The sequence below is a fragment of the Cellulomonas sp. NPDC057328 genome (genome assembly GCF_042667215.1).
In the GTDB taxonomy this organism is placed as follows: Bacteria; Actinomycetota; Actinomycetes; order Actinomycetales; family Cellulomonadaceae; genus Cellulomonas.
The window spans coordinates 21,571-44,181 of record NZ_JBHUZW010000009.1 but is presented as its reverse complement, the minus strand read 5'-3'; the positions used below and the strand labels follow the sequence as shown (position 1 = coordinate 44,181).

Below are 22,611 nucleotides of genomic sequence, written 5' to 3'. Positions count from 1 at the left end.
GCACCCGACGACCGGAGGTCCCCATGGCCACGACCGCAGCCGCCCCGCCCGGGACGTCCCGCGCCGCGGCGGCACCGCGGCGCCACCGTCGGCCGACGGTCAACCGCACGTACTACCTGTTCCTGGTGCCGGCGCTGGTCCTGTTCACGCTCGCGATCACGGTGCCCGCGGTCATGGGCATCACGCTGAGCTTCACGGACTCGGTCGGCTTCGGGGAGTTCTCGTTCACGGGCCTGACGAACTACGTCGCGCTCGCCTCGGACCCCGCGATCCTCAGCTCGTACGGATTCACCATCGGGTTCGCGCTCGTCACGGTGCTCGTCGTCAACGTCGTGGCGTTCCTGCTCGCCGTGCTGCTGACGTCGCGGATCCGCGCCAAGGTCGCGCTGCGTGCGGTGTTCGTCCTGCCCATGGTCATCTCGGGCATCGTCATCGCGTACGTCTTCAACTTCCTGTTCTCGAACTCGCTGCCGCAGCTCGGGCAGGCGCTCGGCGTCGGGCCGCTCGAGCAGAGCCTGCTGGCGAACCCGGACCTCGCGTGGACGACGATCGTCGTCGTGACGGCGTGGCAGGCGATCCCGTCGGCGCTGCTCATCTACATCGCGGGGATCCTGTCGATCCCGGGCGAGGTCTACGAGGCGGCGGCGATGGACGGCGCGTCGGCCGCCCGGCGCCTGCGCTCGATCACGCTGCCGCTGGTCGCGGGGTACGTCCTCATCAACCTCGTCATCGGCTTCAAGAACTTCCTCAACGCGTACGACATCATCGTCGGCCTGACGAACGGCGGTCCGGGCACCGCGACGCGCAGCGTGGCGATGACGATCTTCTCCGGGTTCACCGGCGGCGACTACGCGTACCAGATGGCCAACGCGACGATCTTCTTCCTCATCGCCGTCGTGCTGGCGATGCTCCAGCTGCGCCTCACGCGCGGGAAGGCGGCGGTGTGATGACCCAGCAGACGCTCACCACGACGGCGCCGGCGCAGGTGCCGGTGCGCCGCCGGCGCCGGTTCACGCGGTCGGGCAGCGAGGAGGAGCACCCCAACCGCGGCGCGACGATCGCGCTGGTGCTGTGCTCGGTCGCCGTGTTCCTGCCGCTGTACGCGACGCTGTCGATGGCGTTCAAGACGACGGCGCAGTCGGTGAACGGGCGCGTGTTCTCCCTGCCGTCGCCGTTCAGCACCGAGGGCTTCGTCGAGGCGTGGCGCCTGACGAACTTCCCCCGGGGCTTCGCGATCTCGGTGTTCGTCACGGCGGTCACGGTCGTCGGCACGGTCGCGCTCAGCGCGCTCGCCGCGTACGCGATCGCCCGCAACTGGGACCACAAGCTGTTCCGCTGGTCCTTCTTCTACCTGCTCGCGGCGATGTTCCTGCCGTTCCCGGTGCTCGCGCTGTCGCAGGTGAAGCTCACGGGCATGGTCGGGCTGGCGAACCCCGTGGGGGTCGCGCTGCTGCACGTCATGTTCCAGCTGTCGTTCAGCGTGCTGCTGTTCACCGCCTTCATCCGCTCGCTGCCCGAGGAGCTCGAGGAGAGCGCGCGCCTGGACGGGGCGTCGACGTGGGGCGTGTTCCGCCGCGTGGTGTTCCCGATGATGGCGCCGATGAGCGCGACGGTCGCGATCTTCGCGTTCCTCGCGTCGTGGAACGACTTCATGATGCCGTCGCTCATCACGGCCGACTCGACGCTGCAGACGCTGCCCGTGCTGCAGAGCGTGTTCCAGACGCAGTTCAGCAGCAACTACAACGTCGCGTTCGCCTCGTACCTCATGGCGATGGCGCCGGCGATCATCGTCTACCTGTTCACGCAGCGCTGGGTCATGGCGGGGGTCACCCAGGGCGCGATCAAGTAGCGCCGCGCGGGCACCGCCGCGCCCTCCTCGGTCGCCTGGCGTCCGCCTGCCGTTCACCGGCGTGTGCGAGCATCCCGCGCCGACCAGGACGAGCGACGGGTGCAGCAGCGTGCCCGGGCAGGAGCGAGACGACACGTGACGACGCAGGCCCCCGTCGCCGACCCCCTGCGCGCCGGGCACCGCGCGCCCGCGCCGCGGACCCTCGTGGACGTGTTCGCCGAGACGGTGCGCCGGCACCCGACGGCCGTCGCGATCGACGACGGCGACGAGGTGCTCACGTACGCGGCGCTCGACGAGGCGGTGCGCCTGCGTGCCGAGCGGCTGGCGGCGGCGGGCGTCGTGCCGGGGGACCGCGTGGGCGTCCGGGCGACGTCGGGGACCGTGGGCCTGTACCTGTCCGTGCTGGCGGTCCTGCGCGCCGGCGCCGCCTACGTGCCCGTCGACGCCGACGACCCCGAGGAGCGCGCGCGGCAGGTGTTCGGCGAGGCGGGCGTGCGCGTCGTGCTGGGCGACGGACCCGACCCCGTGCGGCCGGACGGGACGCCCGTGACGGGCACCGACGCGCGGCCCGCCGCGCCCGCGCCGGACGACGACGCGTGGGTGATCTTCACGTCCGGGTCCACGGGACGCCCCAAGGGCGTGGCCGTGTCCCACCGCAGCGCCGCCGCGTTCGTCGACGCCGAGGCCCGCCTGTTCCTCCGGGACGCGCCGCTCGGCCCGGGCGACCGCGTGCTCGCCGGCCTGTCGGTCGCGTTCGACGCGTCGTGCGAGGAGATGTGGCTCGCGTGGCGGCACGGCGCGACGCTCGTGCCCGCGCCGCGCTCGCTCGTGCGCGCCGGGACCGAGCTCGGCCCGTGGCTCGTCGAGCGGGAGATCAGCGTCGTGTCGACGGTCCCGACGCTCGCCGGGCTGTGGCCCGCCGACGCGCTCGCGGGCGTGCGGCTGCTGATCTTCGGCGGCGAGGCCGTCCCGCCGGAGTTGGCCGCGCGCCTCGCCGGGCCCGGCCGCGAGCTGTGGAACACCTACGGCCCCACCGAGGCGACGGTCGTCGCGTGCGCCGCGCCCCTCGTGCCGGGCGAGCGCGTGCGCATCGGGCTGCCGCTCGACGGCTGGGACCTCGCGGTCGTGGGGCCCGACGGCACCGAGGTCGCCGAGGGCGGGACGGGCGAGCTCGTCATCGGCGGCGTCGGCGTCGCGCGGTACCTCGACCCCGAGCTGGACGCCGTGCGGTTCGCTGCCGCGCCCGGGCTGGGGTGGGACCGCGCCTACCGCACCGGCGACCTCGTCGAGCGGCACGCGGCGGGGCTCGTCTTCGTCGGGCGCGCCGACGACCAGGTCAAGGTCAACGGGCACCGCATCGAGCTCGCCGAGGTCGACGCGGCCCTGCTGGCGCTGCCCGGCGTCGCGGGCGCCGCGGCCGCCGTCCGCCGCTCGGCCACCGGCGCGGCGCTGCTCGTGGGGTACGTCGTGCCCGCCGACGGCGGCCCGCTCGACACGCCGGACCTGCTGGCGCGCCTGCGCGCCGTGCTGCCGGGGTCGATGGTGCCGCTGCTCGCGGCGGTCGGCGACATCCCGACGCGCACGTCGGGCAAGGTCGACCGCGACGCGCTGCCGTGGCCCGTGCCGGGTGCGGGAGAGCCGCCCGCCGGCGCCGGCCTCACCGGTACGGCGGCCTGGGTGGGGCAGCAGTGGGCCGACGTCATCGGTGTGCACCCCGCGGACGCGGAGGACGACTTCTTCCAGCGCGGCGGCAGCTCGCTCACGGCCGCGCAGCTCGTCTCGGCGCTGCGCACGCGCTACCCCGAGGCGACCGTCGCGGACGTGTACGCGCACCCCGAGGTCGGCGACCTGGCCGTCTACCTCGAGGCGACGTGGCCGGACCTCGGCGCGGAGCCCGCCGAGGCGGCACGCACCGCGCCCGTGCGGCCCGTGCCCGTCCGGAGCCAGGCCGTGCAGCTGCTCGCGCTGCTGCCGCTGCGTGGGCTGGTCGCGCTGCGGTGGCTCACCGTGCTCGCGGCGCTCGCGAACGCCGCGCACCTCGTCGCGCCGCTGCCGTGGCTGCCGCCGGTGTCCTGGTGGTGGGTCGCCGCGGGCTGGCTGCTGACGATCAGCCCGGTCGGGCGGCTGGGCCTCACCGCGCTCGGCGCACGCCTGCTGCTCGCGGGCGTCGGCCCGGGCACGTACCCGCGCGGCGGGTCGGTGCACCTGCGGCTGTGGGCGGCCGAGCGGCTCGCCGAGCAGTTCGGTGCCATCACGCCGACGACCGCGGCGTTCGTGGGTCTGTACGCCCGCGCGCTCGGGGTGCGGCTCGGACGCGACGTCGACCTGCACTCCGTGCCGCCCGTCACCGGCATGCTGACGCTCGGCCGCGGCTGCGCCGTCGAGCCCGAGGTCGACCTGTCGGGGCACTGGGTGGACGGCGACGTCGTGCACGTCGGGCCGATCACGATCGGCGCCGGCGCGACCGTCGGCGCGCGCAGCGTGCTGTACCCGGGCGCGCACGTCGGCGCCGGCACGGACGTCGCCGCGGGCTCGGCCGTGCACGGGGCGACCGGCGCGGACGAGTACTGGACCGGCTCGCCGGCGGCCCGCGCGCACGAGGCGCGGCACCCGTGGCCGGCCCGGCGGCCCGCGGTCGGCGCGCGGCCCGGCTCCTGGACGGCCGCGTACGCGCTCGCGGGGGCGCTCGTCGCGGCGCTGCCCGTCGCGTCCGTGGCCGCCGGCGTGGTCGTCGTCGGGCTCGCGGTGCGCGGCACGGCGACGCTCGCCGACGCGGTCGCCCCCGCGCTGCTCGCGAGCGTGCCGGCGGGGCTGCTCGCCTACGCGCTGTACGCCCTGCTCGTCGTCGTGTCCGTGCGGCTGCTGGGGCGCCGCCTCGTCGAGGGCTACCACCCGGTGCGCTCGGGGCAGGGGCTGCGGGCGTGGACGACGCAGCGCCTCACCGACACGGCGCGCACGACGCTGTTCCCGGTGTACTCGTCCGTCCTCACGCCCGCGTGGATGCGCCTGCTCGGCGCCCGCGTGGGGGCCGGCACCGAGATCTCCACGGTGGTCGGCCTGCCGACGATGATGCGCGTCAAGGACGGCGCGTTCCTCGCCGACGACACGATGGTCGCGCCGTACGAGCTCGGCGGCGGGTGGCTGCGCGTGGCCGCGGCGAAGGTGGGACGCCGCGCGTTCCTCGGCAACTCCGGCATGACCGCGCCGGGCCGCGCCGTGCCCAAGAACGGGCTGGTCGCGGTGCTGTCCGCGACGCCGAACCGCACGCGCGCCGGGTCGAGCTACCTCGGCAGCCCGCCGGCCCTGCTGCCGCGCGCGGCGACGCTCGACGACCCGGGCCGCACGTACGACCCGCCGGCGCGGCTGCGCTGGGCGCGGGCGGCGGTCGAGGTCGCCCGTGTGGTGCCGGCGCTGCTCGTCGGGACGCTGGGGCTCGCCACGGCGCTCGTGCTCCAGGCCGTCGTGCTCACCGCCGGCTGGGGCGTCGCCGTGCTCGTGGGCGGGGTCGTGCTGCTCGGCACCGGCGTCGTCGCGGCTCTCGTGACGATCGCGGCCAAGTGGCTGCTCGCCGGCCGCCACCGCACCGCCGACCACCCGCTGTGGAGCGCCGCCGTCTGGCGCGGCGAGCTGGCGGACACGTTCACCGAGATGCTGGCCGCGCCGTACTTCGCGGACGCGGTCACGGGTACCGTCGCACTGGTGTGGTGGCTGCGCGGGCTCGGTGCCCGGATCGGGCGGGGCGTGTGGTGCCAGTCGTACTGGCTGCCCGAGGCGGACCTCGTCCGCATCGGGGACGGTGCCACCGTGGGACCCGGGTGCGTCGTGCAGACCCACCTCTTCCACGACCGCGTGATGAGCCTCGACACGGTGACGCTCGGCGACGGCGCGACCCTCGGGGCGCACGGCGTCGTGCTGCCGGCCGCGGGCATCGGCGCGGGCGCCACCGTGGGGCCCGCGTCCCTCGTGCTCCGCGGCGAGCAGGTGCCGGCGGGCTCCCGTTGGGTGGGCAACCCGATCGCGCCGTGGCGCACCGCCCCGGTGCCCGCGTGAGCGCGGCCGCGCCCGTCGCACCGCCCGACGACCCGTACGCCACCGGGCACGGTGACCCGGCGTTCCACGTCGCCCACTACGACCTCGACCTGACGTACCGCGTCGCGCCGAACCGCCTGCGCGGCACGGCGACGCTCGCCGTCGAGACCCGCGCCGCCACGGACGTCCTCCACCTGGACCTCGCCGGGCTCGCCGTCGAGAAGGTGACGGTCGCCGGCGCCCGGCTCGCCCGGTGGACGCACCGCGGGGGCCGGCTCGCGCTGCGGCTGGCGCGCGAGGTGCCCGCCGGCACGCGCCTCACCCTCGCCGTCGCGTACGGCGGCACGCCGCAGCCCGTGCGCAGCCCGTGGGGGACGGTCGGCTGGGAGGAGCTCGAGGACGGCGCCCTGGTCGCGAGCCAGCCCACCGGCGCGCCGTCCTGGTTCCCGTGCAACGACCGGCCCGACGACAAGGCGACGTACCGGACCGCGCTCACGGTCGACCAGCCGTACCGCGCGCTCACCCACGGCGTCCTGGTCGACCGCCGCGCGCGCGCCAGCACCACGACGTGGGTGCACGAGGAGCGCCGCCCGACGTCGACGTACCTGGCCACCGTGCAGGTCGGCCGCTACGAGGAGGTGCCGCTCGGCGACGGGCCGGCGCCCCAGCGGGCGCTCGTCCCGGCGCCCCTCGTGCCGGCCGTGCGCGAGCGCCTGGCGCACCACGACGCGCTGCTGCGGTGCTTCGCCGACGCGTTCGGGCCCTACCCGTTCGGCACGTACACGCTCGTGTGCACGGCCGACGACCTCGAGATCCCCGTCGAGGCGCAGGGCGTGTCCGTGTTCGGGGCGAACCACCTCGCCGGGCACGACGACGACGGCCGGCTCGTCGCGCACGAGCTCGCGCACCAGTGGTTCGGCAACAGCGTCGGCGTCGGCACGTGGCGGGACATCTGGCTCAACGAGGGCTTCGCCTGCTGGGCGGAGTGGTGGTGGTCGGAGGCGTCCGGCGGCCCGGACACCGCGACGCTGGCCCGCACGTGGCACGCCCGGCTGCGCGCGCAGCCCCGGGACCTGGTGCTCGCCGACCCGGGCTACGAGCGCATCTTCGACGACCGCGTCTACAAGCGCGGCGCGCTCACGCTCCAGGCGCTGCGCACCGTGCTCGGGACGCCCGCCTTCCTCGGCCTCCTCCGGGCGTGGACCGACCGGCACGCGCACGCCACCGCCACGACGGACGACTTCCGGGCGCTCGCGGACGAGCACGCGCGGGCGGCGGGCGGCGGGGCGCTCGCGACGGACGTCGGCGCGCTGCTCGCCGCGTGGCTCGACCGCCCGGCGCTCCCGGCGCTGCCGGCCGCGCGCTGACCCTGCCGCCACCGCGGCACGGCGCTCCTCAGCGCGGCGCGCACCCGGCGAGCAGCGCCGACCCGTCGTGCACGCTCACGGTCATGCCGCCGCGCCCGGCCGCGCGGAGGCGGTCGCCGGGCCTCCCGCGTCCTGGCGGGGCGTCGACCGCGACGGCGCCGACGACCCCGGCGCCGAGCGGCAGGTCCCGCACGCGCACGGGCGTCCGCGAGCCCGGTACGCGGACCCGGTCCCGGCGGACGTCCACGTCGGCCGGGTCGGTCCGCAGCCCCGTCCGACGCGCCTTGAGCACGGCCTCCGTGCGCGCCCACGCGCGCGCCAGCGCCGCCGTGCGGGCGTCCGCGGGCAGGCGGTCGTGCCGTGCGCGCTCCCGGGGGCCGAGCGCGACGTCCGCCAGCGGCGCGGCGGCCACGTCGTCGCAGGCCACCACGTCGACGCCGACGGGCCCGGCCTCGGTCACCGCGACGGCGAGCAGGGGGCCCGAGCGGGTGAGCGAGACGTGCAGCGGGGGAGCGGCGGGGACGGTGACCGTGACGGGGCCGTGGTCACCGGCGCACGCCGGGCAGCGCGCCGCCAGCCCGACCGCGGCCGGCGCGACCCCCGACCGCCGGCCCACGGCGACGCGCAGCAGCGCCCGCGCCTGCACGAACGGCGTGCGGAGCGGCACCGGCAGCGCGCCGTGCCGTGCGCGCTCCGCGGGGTCGAGCACCGGCAGGAACGCCGCGTCCGGCACGTCGAGGGGCGGGGTCCACCACACGTCGACGTGCGGGCGTGGCGGTCGGGACCGTCGGCGGTGCGGCACGGTCGCATCCTGCCGCGGGCGCGGCGTCGCCGGGGGACCGGACGCCGGCTCAGGACACCTTGCCGCGCAGCAGCCGGTGCCAGTACACCGACGGCTCGACGTACCGGTCGAAGAACCAGACGCCGAGGCCGGGCCGCACGAGGTCGGGGAAGGGGATGCTCGGCTCGGGCCGGCCGTCCCGGTCGTGCTCCGCCAGCAGGAGGGCACGCCGCGACGTCGTCACCGGCGCGACCGTGTACCCGTCGTAGCGGCGCACCGGCCTGCCCGTGCGCCGCGCCGCCACGTTCTCCGCCACCACGGGCACCTGCTTGCGCAGGGCACCGCCCGACGGGGACGTCTCCACGGTCGCGACGTCGCCGAGCGCCCACACCCGCGGGTACGTGCGGTGCTGCAGCGTCTGCGGGTCGACGTCCGCGAAGCCGTCCGTGCCGGCGGCCGCGAGCCCGGACGCGGCGACCCACGCCGGCGCCCGGTGCGGCGGCACGAGGAAGAGCGCGTCGTAGCCGAGCGCGTCGGGGCCGTCCGGCGTGCGCAGGCGCAGCGTGCGGGCGTCCGCGTCGACGGACTCCACGGCGGTCCCCGTGCGCACCCGGACGCCGTACCCCGCGGCCGCGGCGCGCAGCTCGCGGTCGGCCCGGGCGAGCCCGGCGAGCGCGTCGCCCTCGACGACGAGGTCGATGGTGATCGCGTCGAGCACGCCCGTGCGGCGCCAGTGGTCCGCCGCGAGGAGGAGCGGCTTGAGCCCGACCGGCACGCACGGCACGTGCCGCGCCGACAGCGCGGCGACGACCCGGCCGGACGCGAGCGCCGACAGCATGGTCCACGCCTCGGGCGCGTGCTCGGGCAGGTAGCTGGTGGACGCGTGCGGGGTCGCGACGGCGTCGCGCGCGCCCGGGACGGCGTCCCAGTCCACCTCCGAGCCGGGGCAGACGACGAGGTCGCCGTACGTCAGCGTGCCGCCGTCGGCCAGGTGCACCACCGACGACTGCGGGTCGACGCCCACCGCACGGTCGCGGTACCAGTGCACGTCGCGGGGCATCACCTCGACCTGCGGGCGGCGCAGGTCGTCGAGCGTGGCCTGGCCGCCCGCCACGTACGACAGCAGCGGCCGGTAGTGGTGCACGTCCTTCGGCTCGACGACGGCGACGTCACGGCAGCCGTCGCGCAGCAGCCGCGCCGCGAGGGAGATGCCGGCGTTGCCGCCTCCGACGATCACGACGTCGTGGTGACGCTGGGGGCTCATGGGCCACCACGCTCCCGGGGCTCGAGGACGGGGACGTCCGCCACGCTAGGTGACGGCGCCCGTGCCCGCTCCCCGGGCTGCCCGCGGCGGTCCGGGGTGCCGGGACGGGTGCGGCGGTCAGCGCTCGAAGCGGCCGGTGCGCGGCGGGCCACCGCTGACGGCGGACACGATGTCGGCCGCGATCTCCGCGACCTTGCGGTTGCGCCCCTGGCTGGCGCGACGCAGCACGTCGAAGGCGTCGTCGGCGCTGCACCGCTGCTGCGCCATGAGGATGCCGAGGGCCTGGTCGATGACGCTGCGGGACTCCATGGCCTGGTGCAGGTGCTCGACGAGGTCCGACTGCTCCGCCTGCCGGAGGGCGAGCGCCACGACCGCCTCCGCGCGGGCAGCGAACGCCAGCAGGGAGTCGCGCAGGCCGTCGACGAACACGCCGGGCTCCATGGCGTACGAGTTGAGCGCGCCGACGGTCGTCCCGGCCGCGTCGAGCGGCACCGACATGCTGCTGCGCACGCCGTGCGCGACGGCGTGCGCGCCGTACCGGGGCCAGCGCTGGTCCGCCAGGTAGTCGTCCACGACGAGCAGCTCGCCGGACGCGAGGCTCTCGAGGCAGGGGCCCTCGCGCGCCTCGTACTGCAGCTCGTCGACGTCGGCGGCGAGCCGGTCGCTCGACGCGACGCTCTGCACCCGCCCGCCGCGGCGGACGGTGATTCCGCAGGCGGCGACGGCGGGGTCCGTGGCCGCGGCCGCCGTCGCGATCTCGGCCAGCTGCTCCTCGACCGACCCGAGCCGGAGCACGAGGTCGAGCAGGGCGCCCGTGGTGTCGGAGGTGTCGTCGGGCGGCGCGCCTCGTGCGGGGAGCGCGGGTTCGGGGGTGCGGGGCATGCGGCTCACGCTCTCCGGCGGCGTGGGGCGTGAGCGACGCGCAGGCGCCGGTCCCGGTCCTGCCGCATGTCGACGTGCGACCGCAGACGGCGGCGGAAGGTGGCGCCGCTCGGGGAGTCCCCGGCTGCCCCCGAGCCTACGCCCCTGCGCCGGTGCGGGAGTCCGACTCGTCGGGTCCGTTCCGATCATCCCGGCAAGGGTTAGAGTGGGCACTGGTTGGGACGCAGCCGTCCCGCCGGCCTCCCGTCGGCGGATCCGTTCGCGCCGGCCCTCCTCGGCCCGGCGCTCGGACCGAGGAGACACCGTGGCCATCCTCCCGGCACCCCGTTCCGTGGGCGACCCCGCCCTCGCCCCCGGCTGCAGCGTGACCCGGGCCGCCGGTCCGGCACCGCGGCTGCTGCTGCGGGGCGAGCTCGACCGTGAAGCGGCACCGCCGGTCGAGGCGGTCCTGCGGTCCGCCCTCGCGAACGACCGCCCGGCGCTCCTGCGCCTCGACCTCGGGGACCTCTGGTTCGTCGACGTCGAGGGTGTGCGCGTGCTCGCGCGGACCCACCGCGCCGCGGCGGCGCGCGGTGCGCGCGTCGTGCTGGAGCGAGCCCGTCCCTTCCTCCTGGAGCTCGCCGCGATCGTCGACCCGGACCTCGTCCGCGGCGCGCACGCGGTGGACGGCGCGCGCACCCCCGGCGCGTAACCCCCGGTCGCCAGGCCGCAGCCTCCGCCGCGCTCATGCCCCGACGCGAGATCGCGGGTCGAACGCGAGGTCGCGGGTCCGAGCCCGCGACCTGGCCGCACTCCCGCGACTTCGTGCGCTTCACGCGCCGGCCTCGTCGCCGTGGCCATGGGCGGGCTGTTCCTGCTGGGCCTCAAGCGCACGCTCGAGTACTTCTACGGCTGAGGGGCGCGCGGCGCGGTGCCGGGCCCGCGGACGTCGTCCGTGCCCGGCCGGCGCCGCCGCACCAGGTCGACCACGCCGATCGCGAGGGCGACGCCGAGCAGCGCCACCGTGGCGAGCAGCCCGTGGGTGATGCCCGCGGTGCCGTCGCCCGAGCCGGCGCCCGCGAAGTACAGCGCGCCGACCACGGCGATGCCCACCGCGGACCCCAGGCGCTGCCCGGTCTGCAGGACCCCGCCCGCGGCCCCCGCCTCCGCGACCGGGACGTGCTCGAGCGCGAGCGTCTGGTTCGGTGAGATGACGAGCCCGCTGCCGAGGCCGGCGAGGAGCAGCGGCGCCGCGGTCCACCAGCCGGTCGTCGAGCGGCCGCCCGCCGCGCCCAGCAGCACCTCCGCGAGGAGCAGCCCGGCGATCACGAGCACGAGGCCCGTCACGACGACCGCGCGCCCGCGCGTGCTGACGACCCGCCCGCCGATCGCCGCGGTCACGGCCGACCCGAGCGCGAACGGCGTGATCGCGAGCCCCGCCTGCAGCGGCGTGTACCCGAGGCCGTCCTGCAGGTACAGCGTCAGGACGAAGAAGATGCCGGTGAACCCGGAGAAGTAGGCGAGCGCGAGCAGGGCGCCGGTCGCGTACCCGGGCACCCGGAACAGCGACAGCCGCACCATCGGCGTCCGGCCGCGGGCGTCGAGCCGGCGCTCCCACACGACGAACACCGCGAGCACGACGAGGCCAGCGACGAGCAGGCCCAGGTCGAGCGGCTCCCACTGCTCGCTCACGAGGGGCCACAGGACGCCGACCACGCCCGCGCCGAGCAGCAGCGCACCGACCGGGTCCAGGTCGCGCGCAGGCTCCTTGTCGCGGCGCGGGGCGATGTACCGCAGCGACAGCAGGATCGCGAGCACGCCCACGGGCAGGTTGACGAGGAACACCCACCGCCAGCCGTGGTCGGCGCCGACGACGGCGAGGATCACGCCGCCGAGCACCGGGCCGATCGCGGTGGAGACGCCGATCGTCGTGCCGAGCCGCCCGAACGCGCGGCCGCGCTCGGCGCCCTGGAAGAGCTGCTGGATCAGGCCGGACACCTGCGGGTTGATGATGCCGCCGCCGACCCCCTGCGCGAGCCGGGCCGCGACGAGCCACGCGGCCGACTGCGCCAGCCCGGCCGCGAGGGACGCGAGCGTGAACACGACGACGCCCGCGATGAACAGCGTCCGCCGACCGCGGGCGTCACCGAGCCGCCCGGCGCTCACGAGCACGAGCCCGAACGTCAGCGCGTACCCCGACACGACCCACTGCAGCGCGGACGCCGACGCGTCGAGCTGGTCGGCGATCGACGGCAGCGCGACGTTGACGATGCTGACGTCGAGCAGCGTCATGAAGCCCGCCGTCAGGCAGACGCTCAGCGCCTTCCACCGGTTCGGGTCGGGCTCGGCGGCCGCGTCGGCCGGCGTGCTGGTCCGCGCGTCCGTCACCCGGCCGACGCTACGTCGGGCGCCGGGTGGGCGCGCGGCGACGGCGCCCGCACGTCGGCCCGGTCCCGCCCGCGCCCACCCGCAGGTCACCGCACCAGGCGCACCGGCCCGGCGTCGATCGGCACGCGGAACAGCGCGTACGGCTTCTCGCGCAGGTCCTCGCCGCGCTGGTACGTGGCCTGCCGGTGCAGCTGGTTGGCCGTGACGTACAGCCAGCCGTCGGCGACCGACATCGTGTCGGGCCAGAGCAGGCGCGGGTCGTGCGCGAGCGTCTCGAACGACCCGTCGGGCAGGCGGCGCAGCACGGCGTCCTGCTCGTACGCCGTCAGGTAGAGGCGTCCGGCGTCGTCGGTCTCGAGGCCGTCCGAGCCGGTGCCCTTGTCGCCCTCGTCGACGACCGTCGCCGCGACCGCGTCGTCGTCGAGGTCGCGGTCGACGAGCGCGTCGACCGACACGCTCCACAGCCGGCGGCTCGCGAGCGGGCAGTAGTACAGGCGGCTGCCGTCCGCGGAGATCGCGATGCCGTCCGCGCCCATGGCGACCGGCTGGGCCTCGGCGTCCGGCTCGGGCGCCTGCACGAGCGGCCGGCCCTCGACGAGCGGGCGGAAGTCCTGCCAGCCCAGCGCCTTCGTGGACGGGTGGTCGTGCAGCCGCCGCCACGCGTGCCCGGTGGCCAGGTCGACCACGATCACGCCGTTGGGCCCGGAGTCGGAGGAGTCCGTGATGAACGCGTAGCCCGCGTCGCCGCGGCGCAGGTCGAAGCGCACGTCGTTGAGGTACGTCGACGGCAGCGCCACGTCCGGCGCGAAGGTGATCACCTGCGCGACCGTGTCGGTCGCCAGGTCGACCCGGACCAGCTTGGGGCCGCCGGGCTGCGTCGGGCGGAACTCCGGGCTGCCGGTGTCGAGCACCCACAGCCGGTCCGCCGGGTCGACGACGACGCTCTGCACCGAGACGAACGCGCCCGCGTCGTCCTGCCCGGACGGGGTGTTCCAGCGCTCGTCCGGGTACGCGACGGCCTCGCCGTCCCGCAGCTCGGTGACGGTCGCGGGCACGTCGTCGCCCCACAACGGGTAGTTCACGAACACGCGGCCGGTGCGGGAGACGGTCACGCCGGTGGGCATGGGGCCGTCGAAGCTGTGGACGAGCTCGAGGTCGGGCATCGGTGCTCCTGTCGTGGTCGTGGTCGTGGTCGTGGGGTGGGGCCGGTCGCGGGCGTGCCCCTGCTGCTCGGCCCGGCGTCAGCCGGCGTGCTCCGCGGAGAGCCCCGCGGGGTCGTCGTCCGCCTCCGCCGCGCGCTGCCGGTCGAGCTGCTCCCGGGCGCGGGTGCCGTCGGGCTCCTGGCCGAGCCCGCGCCGCATCTGCTCGACCGTCGACGCGGGCGTCCGCGGGGCCAGCAGGGGCGTGTCCCGGTCGGTCACGGCGTGCAGCACGCACGGTCGGTCCGCGGCGAGCGCGTCGCGCCACGCGTCGGCGAGCAGCGCCGGGTCGTCGACCCGGATGCCGCGCAGCCCGAGCAGCTCCGCGTACGCGGCGTACGGGAAGGCGGGCACCGTCTGCGACACCGGGAACCGCGGGTCGCCCTCCATCTCGCGCTGCTCCCAGGAGACCTCGGCGAGGTCGCCGTTGTCGAGCACGAGGACGACGAACCGCGGGTCCGCCCAGTCGCGCCAGCGCGCCGCGACCGTGACGAGCTCGTTGATGCCGTTCATCAGCATGGCGCCGTCGCCGGCGAGCGCGACGAGCGGCCGGTCGGGGTGCAGCAGCTTGGCGGCGAGCCCGTAGGGGAGCGCGGAGCCCATCGACGCGAGCGTGCTCGACAGGTGCGCGGGCACGCCCGCGGGCAGGCGGAGGAAACGCGCGTACCAGTAGGTGACGGAGCCGACGTCCACGGAGACCTGGGCGTCCGCCGGCAGGTGCCGGGACAGCTCGTGCAGCACGGCCTGCGGGTTGAGGGGTGACGCGGGGGCGGCGGCGCGCCCGGCGGCGATGCGGTGCCACGCGGCGACGGACTCCTCGACCTGCGCCCGCCACGGCCGGCGTGCGTCGGCGGTGCGCTCCGGCAGGCGGTCGAGCAGCGCGCGCAGCGTGGTCGCGGCGTCCCCGGCGAGCGGCACGTCGACGGGGTACTTCGCGCCGAGGTTCCGTGCGGCCACGTCGACCTGCACCGTGCGGACCTGCCCGAGCGGCGGGTAGAACTCCGTCCACGGGTCGCTGCTGCCGACGATCAGCAGCGTGTCGCAGCGGGCCATCAGGTCGGCCGACGCGGTCGTGCCGAGGTGCCCCATGACGCCGCAGTGGAACGGCAGGCCCTCGTCGAGCAGCGGCTTGGCGGGCAGCGAGGTCGTCAGGCCCGCGCCGAGCCGCTGGACGACCTCGAGCACCTCGGAGGTGGCGTGTGCGGCGCCGCGGCCGGCGAGCACGGCGACGCGCTCGCCCGCCGCCAGGACCTCCGCGGCGCGGTCGAGGTCGTCGTCGTAGGGCAGGCTGCGGGCGCGCGCCCGGGCCGGCGACGTCGTGACGACGCCGTGCGTCTGCTCGGGCTCGGGCAGGTCGGCCTTCTGCACGTCGTGCGGGACGATGACGCACGTCGGGCTCGACGTGGCGAGCGCCGTGCGCACCGCGTCGTCGAGCACGTGCGTCAGCTGCTCCGGGGCGACCACCGTCTGCACGTACTGCCCGCACACGTCCTTGAGCAGCACCGGCAGGTCGACCTCCTGCAGGTAGCCGCTGCCGAGCGCGGTCGTGACGACCTGGCCCACGATCGCGACGACGGGCGTGCGGTCCAGCTTCGCGTCGTACAGGCCGTTGAGCAGGTGCACCGCGCCGGGTCCCTGCGTCGCGAGGCACACGCCGACCCCGCCGCCGTACTTCGCGTGGCCGGTCGCCATGAAGGCGGCCATCTCCTCGTGCCGGGCGGTGACGAGCTCGACGTCGTCCTGCGCCCGGTGCAGCGCGGCGAGGATCGGGTCGATGCCGTCGCCCGCGTACCCGAAGACGCGGTCGACCCCCCACTCCGCGAGCCGCCGCACGATCCCGTCCGCCACCGTGGTCATGCCCGTCCCCGTCCGTCGTCCGGTCGTCGTCCCCGGCCATGGTCGGCAGCGGAGCGGGGCGGCGCACCCCGGCCCGGGGATCCGGACGCCGGAGAAGCCCGCGGCGCGGGGCCTACCAGGCGGCGGCGGCGGCCAGGCCCAGCAGGTAGGACTCCCACGGCTGCCCCGCGGGCGGGCCGCCGTTGCACGAGCCGTCGCTCAGACCGACGGTCTTCACCCAGAGGTTGGCGACGTGCGGGCCGCCGTCCGTGGCGCCGGCCGGTGCACCGAGCGCGCGGCCGGAAGGGTTGCACCAGACCGTGCCGTCCGGGCCGGCGAGCGGACCGTTGCCGTTGCGGGACGTGTCCACGACGAAGGACGCGCCGCCGAGGAGCGCGGACAGGTAGGTGCCGTAGGCGACCTCGTGCTCGGTCCGCTGGAAGTTCGACGTGTTGACGGCGAACCCGGCCGCGTCGTCCACGCCCGCCGCGCGCAGGCGCAGCGCCATGTCGCGCAACGACACCGTGCCCCAGCCGAAGCTGTTGCTGCTGGCGGCGTCGAGGTAGACCTCCGCGCCCGCGCCCGTCAGGGCCGCCACGGCGTGGCGGAGCATCGCCAGGCGCGCGTCGCGGTCGCCGCAGCGGTCGAGGTGCAGCAGCGCGTCCGGCTCGACGACGACCACCGCGCGAGCACCCGCGAGCCCGGCGGCGACGGCGTCCACCCACGCCGCGTACTCGGCCGCCGTCGCGAACCCGCCCGCCGAGTGCCCGCCGCAGTCGCGGTCGGGGATCGCGTAGGTCACGAGGACGGGCGTCCGTCCCGCCGCCGTCGCCGCCTGCGCGTACGCGCGGACGCTCGCGCCCACCGTCGCGGTCGGGTCCTGGGGGCCGAGCCAGCGGGCCGAGCCCTGTGCGGCGGCCTTGTCGAGCAGGGCCGCGTCGGCGGTGCGGCCCTCCGCACGGGCACCCGCCGCCGCGCGTGCCGCCGGCGAGCCGGGGTCGGCGTACGGGGGAGCCGACGCGAGCACCGTGCGGTGGACCGCGGGTGCGGCCTCGGGCGTGGCCGGTGCGGACGCGATGGGCCCGGACGCGGTGGGCTCGGGCGCCGTCGAGCCGGACGGCGTCGAGCCGGACGGGGTGGGGTCCGAGGGTGCACCGGTCAGGAGGGGCGACGACGGCCGCGGGCCCCACAGGGGCGACGTCGGCGACGGGCTCGGCGTCGGCGTCGGGGTGCTGGCGGCCGTGGGGGCCGGTGTCGGCGTGGGCGTGCTCGCCGGGAGGGGCAATGCCTCGGGCAGCGGCAGGTGCACCACCGTCGGGACCCGCTCGCCGAGCGTCTCCGGGTTCGTCCAGACCGATGCGTGCGCCGCGGAGATCAGGTAGGCGCGGCCGTGGTCCTTGACGACGAGGCGGGCGCCGGGGGAGGAGGTGCCGCTCGACCACACGGTGGCGCCGTCGGGTGCCACGACACGCAGGTCGCCCTCGGGCGCCATGACGGCGGACGCGCCGGCGCGGGCGGTCGGTGTGCGCCACGTCGTGCGGCTCGCGACCGTGAGCGTGAGCGCGCCGTCGGCGCCCATCGTGAGGCTGACCGTGCCGTCGGGGCTGACGACCGACTCGCGCGGCAGCAGGAGGCCGCCCGGCAGGACCCGGTCGGTGCCGGTCGTACGCAGGGCGGCGCCGACGCCGCTCGCGCTCTTCCAGGCGACGGTCCCCGCGGTGCTGATCGTGTACAGCACGCCGTCCGGCTTGACGACCGTGCGTGCGCCCGGTGAGACGGTCCCGGTCGTCCAGAGCAGGGCGCCGGCGCGCGAGCGCACCTCGAGCGCGCCCCCGGGCTGCTGGACGAGGACGGCGCCGGGGTTGCCGGTGGTCCCCGTGTGCCAGAGCACCCGCCCGGCGAGGCTGAGCGTGACGTCGCCGTCGCCGCCCATCGCGAGGACGTGCGCGCTGCCGACGGAGCGCAGCACGCCGCCGACGGCGAGGGACCGGCCGGGCAGCAGGCGGTCGGACGCCGTCGTCACGGTGGTCGCCGCGGTCGCGGGGGCCGGCGCGGCCACGGCGAGCGTGGCGGCCAGGAGGAGGAGGACGACGACGGCGCTGACGGCACGACGGGCGGCGAGGGCTGGCACGGGAGCTCCAGGAGCGGTGGGACGGGGACGCTCCTCCTCCATCGGCCGTCCGCAGCCGGTGCTGAAGCCGTGCCGGTGCACGTCACAGGGCACCGCACGTCGTCATGTCGACGACGGGCCGAACCGCTCCGCCCGGATCGCCGACGCCTCGTGCCCGAGCACGAGCAGCATGCGGGACACGGCCTCGACGAAGCCGGTCGGCCCGCAGACGTAGACGAGCGGCGCGAGGTCGGCGGGCCAGCCCTGCCGCGCGAGCTCGCGGAGCGTGAGCCGGCCGGGCGGGCGGTCGTCGCCCGTCTCGGGAGGGACGCCGCGCGTCCAGACGACGTGGGTGTCGACGCCGTCGTCGCGCCGGCCGGCGCCCGTCAGCTCGTCGAGGAACAGCGCGTCCCCCGGCATGCGCACCGAGTACACGAGGCGGAACGGGGTGCGGTCCCCGGCGGCGCGGCGCTCGCGGACCATCGCGACGAGCGGCACGACGCCCGAGCCGCCGGCGAGCAGCAGCACGGGTGCGCCGCCGCCGGTGCCCGGAGCCCAGACGAACCAGCCGCCGACCGGGCCGCGGACCTCGATGCGCTGCCCCACCGCGAAGTCGTCGACCAGGTACGGCGAGACCTCGCCGCCGACGACGCGCTGCACGGTCACCTCGACGCGCGTGGGCGCCGCGGGGTCCCACGACGAGCCGATCGAGTACGCGCGCACGGCCGTGTAGCCGTCGTCGGCGGTGAGCCGCAGGTCGACGTGCTGGCCCGCGCGGTGACCGGCCCAGCCGGGCACGTCGAGCACGAGCGTGCGGGCGGACGCGCTCGCGTGGGCCGCGTCGACGAGCGTGGCGACCCGCCAGCCGGACGCCACGGCGAACCGGTCGCCGAGCCGGGCCGCGCCGGTCGTCGGCCCGGCCGGGCCGACCGCCACCGCCCCTCCCGCCACCGCCCCTCCCGACACCGCCTGCCCGGCCGCCACCTGTCCGGTCATCCGCCCGCCTTCGCCCGCGCCGTCGTCAGTCGCCCTGGTAGCGCTGCTCGCGCCACGGGTCGCCGTAGTCGTGGTACCCGTAGCGCTCCCAGAACCCGCGCGTCTCGTCGCGCACGAGGTGGATCTCCTTGACCCACTTCGCCGACTTCCACAGGTACAGGTGGGGGACGAGCAGGCGCGCGGGGCCGCCGTGCTCCGGGTGCAGGGGCCGGCCGTCGTAGGTGTGCGCGACCCAGGCGCGCCCTCCCAGGAGGTCGGCGACCGGCAGGTTCGTGGTGTAGCCGCCGTAGCAGGTGACGAGCGCGTACTGCGCCGACGAGCGGACGTCCGCGAGCAGCACGTCGAGGCTGACGCCGCGCCAGCGGGTGCCGAACTTCGACCACCGCGTCACGCAGTGCAGGTCGACGGTCGGCTCGTCCTGCGGCAGCGCCATGAGGTCTGCCCACGACCACGTCCACGTCTCGCGGTCCTCGTTGCAGACCGTGAGCTCCCAGCGGTCCGTCGGGACGTGCGGGGTGGGCCCGGCCGTCAGCACGGGGAAGCCGCTCTCGACGTACTGCCCCGGCGGGAGCGCCACGCCGTCGGGGCGCGGACGGCCGCGGAACCCGGGGGTCAGCTCGTCGGCGGTGCCGTCGGTCGCCATGGGGTCATTGAACACGCCGGCGGCGCGGAGGAGAACGGACGCGGAGGAGAACGTGTGGCGGTCGCGGGTCGGAGGGGCGCGCGTCCCGGTCCGGGCCGGGACGCGCGCGGCCCTCAGCCGACGAGCCGGTCGCCCGCGATCGTGAGCCGGACCGTGCCGCCCTCGACGGCGGCCACCTCGTCCGCCGCCGCGTACCGGGAGCCGGCGAAGAGCCCGCGGGCGTCGATCTTCACGTACCCGAGCCGGGCGAGGCGCTCGCGCTCCTGCTCCGGCAGGTCGCTCGGGCCGACGATCGCGTCGACGACGGCCCCGACCAGACCGCCGGTCCGACCCGTGCCCTGGCCCTCGGACGTCACGGCGCCCGGGTCGCCGAGCACGACGTCGTCGACCGTGCCGACCGGCTCGCCCGCCGCGTCGACCACGTCCATGCCCTCGGTCACCTGGCCGATGGGGCCGAGACCGGGCCCACCTGTCGTCATGTCTGCCACGTCGCCTCCTGAGCCGGGTCGCGCCCCGGGCGGGCGTGACGTCGTGCCTCCCGACGCTAGGTCCGTCCGGGCGGGTCCGCAGCCCGGCGCCGTGCGCGTGCGCGCCGCCGCGTGGAGGGCGCTGCGGGAACGCGCGACGCACCCGGTTGCGACCAGCTGGTCGGTGTGTGCGCCCCGCGCCGGTCGCCGCCTCAGCCGCCGGCGAGCTCCACGTCGCACACGACCGCCCGGTGGTCCGACGGGAGCGTGCCGTCCACGGGCCGGTCGCCCGCGAGCACGGCCCGGGTGACCCGCGGCGGCGGGTCGCCGGCCCGGCCGGGGCGCGCCAGGACGTGGTCGATGCGCCGGTCGATCTGCTTGACCGCCTCCAGCGGGGCCATCGGCGTGGCGGAGGACAGCGTCACGGCGTCCGCGGCGCCGCCCCCGCGCACCCAGAGGTCGTCGGCGACGGCGAGCAGCGGCGCCAGCTCGGGCGTGCCGGGTTCCGCGTTGAGGTCGCCGACCAGCAGCACCGGCAGGCCGCCGTCGAGGTCCGGGTCGGTGAGCAGAGCCGCGAGCGCACGCGTCTGCGCGCGGTGGTCGGCCGTCGCCTCGGGCGTGGGCTCCCACTCGGTGCACGCGACGAGCACGTGCAGCGGTCCGGCCGGGTGGTCGAGCTCGGCGTGCAGGGCGCGCGCCGGGGCGTGCACGTGCGCGGGGAGGTCGTGCACGGCCGTCGTCAGCACGGGCCACCGGCTGACGAGGCCGATGCCGATCTCCACGCCCACCTGGTCGGGGTGCTCGGGCGGGTCCGGTACCGGCGGCACACCGACGGGGACGAAGACGCCGTACCCGCCGAGCAGGTCCGCCAGGGACTCCGGCTGGCTGCCGTCCGCGTCGCGCCAGGTCTCCTGCAGACCGAGGACGTCGGGCCGCACGTCCGCCAGCACGGCACGGATCGCGCGCTCGCGCGACGGCCAGTCCTCCCCGAACCGCCACCACACGTTCCAGGTCGCCACCCGCACGCTCGCGACGCTACGCCGGTGCCGGGTGCCTGGCGAGGGTCCACCGGTTGCGGCTCGGGGCGCGCTCCCGGCGCGTCTCGGCCACGCTGTCTGCGTCAGCGGACGCGCGCGCCTGCGCGCGACGGCACGGGAGGTGGACCGATGGCGCGAGGCGGCGGGGAGCGTCCCGGCGAGCTCGAGACGTACCGGTCGATGCGGCGGTTCGACCGCACGCCCGAGCCCGCGGGCGCGGCCCCCGAGCCGGCACCCGGCGCGGCGCGGCGCTTCGTCGTGCAGCGGCACCGTGCGCGGCGCCTGCACTACGACGTCCGGTTCGAGATCGACGGCGTCCTCGTCAGCTGGGCGGTGCCGCGCGGGCCGACGCTCGACCCCGACGTGCGGCGGATGGCCGTGCACGTCGAGGACCACCCGCTCGAGTACGAGGACTTCGAGGGCGTCATCCCGGCCGGCGAGTACGGCGGCGGCGACGTCATCGTCTGGGACCGCGGCACGTGGGAGCCGTACAAGGGCGACGACCCGGCCGCAGACGTCGCGCGGGGCGAGCTGCACGCGGAGCTGCACGGCACGCGGCTGACGGGGAAGTTCCTGCTGGTGCGCACCGGCGGCCCGGGCGACGGCGGCAAGGAGCAGTGGCTCATGATGCACAAGCACGACGAGCACGCGGTGAGCGGCTGGGACGCGGAGGACCACCCGACGTCGGTCGTCTCCGGACGCACGAACGACGAGGTGAAGGCGGATCCCGACCGGCTGTGGCGCTCCGACCTGCCGGCCGCGCAGGCGTCGGTCGAGCTGCACCCGCCGGTGCCGCCCGGGCCCACGGACGACGAGCTCGCCGCGCTCGACGCGATCCGCAGGGACGGCACGTGGGACGTCCTCGGGCGGAGCCTGCGGGTGACCAACCTCGACAAGGTGCTGTTCCCCGGGCGCGAGGGCGAGGAGCCGGTCACCAAGCGCGAGCTGGTCCGCTACGCGGCGCGCATCGCGCCCGTCGTGCTGCCGTACCTGCGCGGACGCCCGCTCAACATGCACCGCTACCCGGGCGGCGCGGCGACGAAGGGGTTCTGGCACAAGCAGCTGCCGGACCACGCGCCCGACTGGGTGCCGCGCTGGGACAACCCCGAGGCCGACGACGGGGAGACGACGACGTACCTGGTGGTCGACGAGCCGGCCGCCCTCGTGTGGGCGGCGAACTTCGGCGCCCTCGAGTGGCACGCGTGGACGTCGCTCGCCGCGGAGCCGCACCGGCCGACGTACGCGCTGGTCGACCTCGACCCGGGCACGTCGACGTCCTGGGAGGACGTGCTGCTCCTCGCGCGGCTGCACCGCGACGCCTTCGCGCACCTCGGCGTGACGGCGCAGCCCAAGCTGACGGGCCGGCGCGGGATCCAGATCTGGGTGCCGATCGCGGTCGGGCCGTCGTTCGACGAGACGCGCGCGTGGGTCGAGACGCTGTCCCGCACGGTGGGCGCCGTCGTGCCGGAGCTCGTCAGCTGGCGCTGGGAGGTGCGCGAGCGCGGCGGCCAGGCGCGGCTCGACTACACGCAGAACGCGATCAACAAGACCCTCGTCGCGCCGTACAGCCCGCGGGCCGCCGCCGGCGCACCGGTGTCCGCGCCGATCACGTGGGACGAGCTCGACGCCCCGTGGCTGCGCCCGGACGCCTTCACCGTGCGCACGGTGCTCGACCGCATCGCCGAGCGCGGCGACCCGTTCCGCACGGTCCTGACGCGCGACCAGGTGCTGCCGCGCCTGAGGCGACCGCGCCGGCGCCCGGTCGCGTGCCGGGCGCCGGCGCT

Annotated in this window: 16 protein-coding genes and 1 pseudogene; 6 read left to right on the top strand and 11 right to left on the bottom strand. The window is 76.6% G+C overall.

Annotation, left to right across the window (positions count from 1 at the left end; translation table 11 throughout):
• Positions 1-23: 23 nt before the first annotated feature.
• The 4 genes from ACFUMH_RS03250 to ACFUMH_RS03235 all read left to right on the top strand — a co-directional run bounded on the left by ACFUMH_RS03250 (position 24) and on the right by ACFUMH_RS03235 (position 7,245).
• The gene (locus ACFUMH_RS03250) at positions 24-947 is read left to right on the top strand and encodes a carbohydrate ABC transporter permease (RefSeq protein WP_378200317.1); all 924 of its coding nucleotides are present in this window, start codon (positions 24-26) and stop codon (positions 945-947) included.
• A complete protein-coding gene (locus tag ACFUMH_RS03245) occupies positions 947-1,849 on the top strand; it encodes a carbohydrate ABC transporter permease (protein ID WP_378200314.1) in 903 nt (300 codons plus the stop codon). Before ACFUMH_RS03250 ends, ACFUMH_RS03245 begins: the two co-directional genes overlap by 1 nt.
• Before the next feature lie 135 nt (positions 1,850-1,984).
• Positions 1,985-5,899 (top strand): Pls/PosA family non-ribosomal peptide synthetase, encoded by a 3,915-nt coding sequence (locus ACFUMH_RS03240; RefSeq protein ID WP_378200311.1) that lies wholly within the window; start codon positions 1,985-1,987, stop codon positions 5,897-5,899.
• Positions 5,896-7,245 (top strand): M1 family metallopeptidase, encoded by a 1,350-nt coding sequence (locus tag ACFUMH_RS03235; RefSeq protein ID WP_378200308.1) that lies wholly within the window; start codon positions 5,896-5,898, stop codon positions 7,243-7,245. Before ACFUMH_RS03240 ends, ACFUMH_RS03235 begins: the two co-directional genes overlap by 4 nt.
• Positions 7,246-7,273: 28 nt before the next feature.
• On the opposite strand, the gene ACFUMH_RS03230 is transcribed toward ACFUMH_RS03235, so the two are convergent.
• The 3 genes from ACFUMH_RS03230 to ACFUMH_RS03220 all read right to left on the bottom strand — a co-directional run bounded on the left by ACFUMH_RS03230 (position 7,274) and on the right by ACFUMH_RS03220 (position 10,172).
• Complete coding sequence (locus tag ACFUMH_RS03230) at positions 7,274-8,047, bottom strand: 4'-phosphopantetheinyl transferase family protein (protein WP_378200305.1); 774 nt, start codon at positions 8,045-8,047, stop codon at positions 7,274-7,276.
• Between the two features lie 49 nt (positions 8,048-8,096).
• Positions 8,097-9,290 carry an NAD(P)/FAD-dependent oxidoreductase gene (locus tag ACFUMH_RS03225; RefSeq protein WP_378200302.1) on the bottom strand — a complete coding sequence of 398 codons (1,194 nt, stop codon included), beginning with the start codon at positions 9,288-9,290 and terminating at the stop codon, positions 8,097-8,099.
• A gap of 117 nt (positions 9,291-9,407) precedes the next feature.
• Positions 9,408-10,172: an ANTAR domain-containing protein gene (locus tag ACFUMH_RS03220; RefSeq protein WP_378200299.1), complete on the bottom strand. Its 765-nt coding sequence runs from the start codon at positions 10,170-10,172 to the stop codon at positions 9,408-9,410.
• A gap of 304 nt (positions 10,173-10,476) precedes the next feature.
• Between ACFUMH_RS03220 and ACFUMH_RS03215 the strand changes: the two genes are divergently transcribed.
• On the top strand, positions 10,477-10,863 hold the full coding sequence (locus tag ACFUMH_RS03215) for an STAS domain-containing protein (protein WP_378200296.1): 387 nt from the start codon (positions 10,477-10,479) through the stop codon (positions 10,861-10,863).
• A 194-nt stretch (positions 10,864-11,057) separates the two neighbouring features.
• Here the strand turns inward: ACFUMH_RS03215 and ACFUMH_RS03210 are convergent, their stop codons facing one another.
• The 8 genes from ACFUMH_RS03210 to ACFUMH_RS03175 all read right to left on the bottom strand — a co-directional run bounded on the left by ACFUMH_RS03210 (position 11,058) and on the right by ACFUMH_RS03175 (position 20,815).
• Positions 11,058-12,539 (bottom strand): MFS transporter, encoded by a 1,482-nt coding sequence (locus ACFUMH_RS03210; protein ID WP_378200293.1) that lies wholly within the window; start codon positions 12,537-12,539, stop codon positions 11,058-11,060.
• Between the two features lie 86 nt (positions 12,540-12,625).
• A complete protein-coding gene (locus ACFUMH_RS03205) occupies positions 12,626-13,702 on the bottom strand; it encodes an L-dopachrome tautomerase-related protein (RefSeq protein WP_378200290.1) in 1,077 nt (358 codons plus the stop codon).
• 78 nt (positions 13,703-13,780) lie between these two features.
• Entirely contained in the window at positions 13,781-15,595 is a 1,815-nt protein-coding gene (locus tag ACFUMH_RS03200) for a thiamine pyrophosphate-requiring protein (protein ID WP_378200287.1), read from the bottom strand.
• Between the two features lie 112 nt (positions 15,596-15,707).
• Complete coding sequence (locus ACFUMH_RS03195) at positions 15,708-17,705, bottom strand: glycoside hydrolase family 6 protein (protein WP_378200284.1); 1,998 nt, start codon at positions 17,703-17,705, stop codon at positions 15,708-15,710.
• 102 nt (positions 17,706-17,807) lie between these two features.
• On the bottom strand, positions 17,808-18,680 hold the full coding sequence (locus tag ACFUMH_RS03190) for a ferredoxin reductase (RefSeq protein ID WP_378200280.1): 873 nt from the start codon (positions 18,678-18,680) through the stop codon (positions 17,808-17,810).
• A gap of 25 nt (positions 18,681-18,705) precedes the next feature.
• On the bottom strand, positions 18,706-19,323 hold the full coding sequence (locus ACFUMH_RS03185; RefSeq protein WP_378200277.1) for a sulfite oxidase-like oxidoreductase: 618 nt from the start codon (positions 19,321-19,323) through the stop codon (positions 18,706-18,708).
• A gap of 113 nt (positions 19,324-19,436) precedes the next feature.
• On the bottom strand, positions 19,437-19,811 hold the full coding sequence (locus ACFUMH_RS03180) for a hypothetical protein (protein WP_378200274.1): 375 nt from the start codon (positions 19,809-19,811) through the stop codon (positions 19,437-19,439).
• A gap of 191 nt (positions 19,812-20,002) precedes the next feature.
• Entirely contained in the window at positions 20,003-20,815 is an 813-nt protein-coding gene (locus ACFUMH_RS03175; RefSeq protein WP_378200271.1) for an endonuclease/exonuclease/phosphatase family protein, read from the bottom strand.
• Between the two features lie 141 nt (positions 20,816-20,956).
• On the opposite strand from ACFUMH_RS03175, the pseudogene ACFUMH_RS03170 reads away from it, so the two are divergent.
• Positions 20,957-22,516, top strand: a pseudogene (locus tag ACFUMH_RS03170) (DNA polymerase ligase N-terminal domain-containing protein); the annotation flags it as partial.
• Between the last annotated feature and the right edge of the window lie 95 nt (positions 22,517-22,611).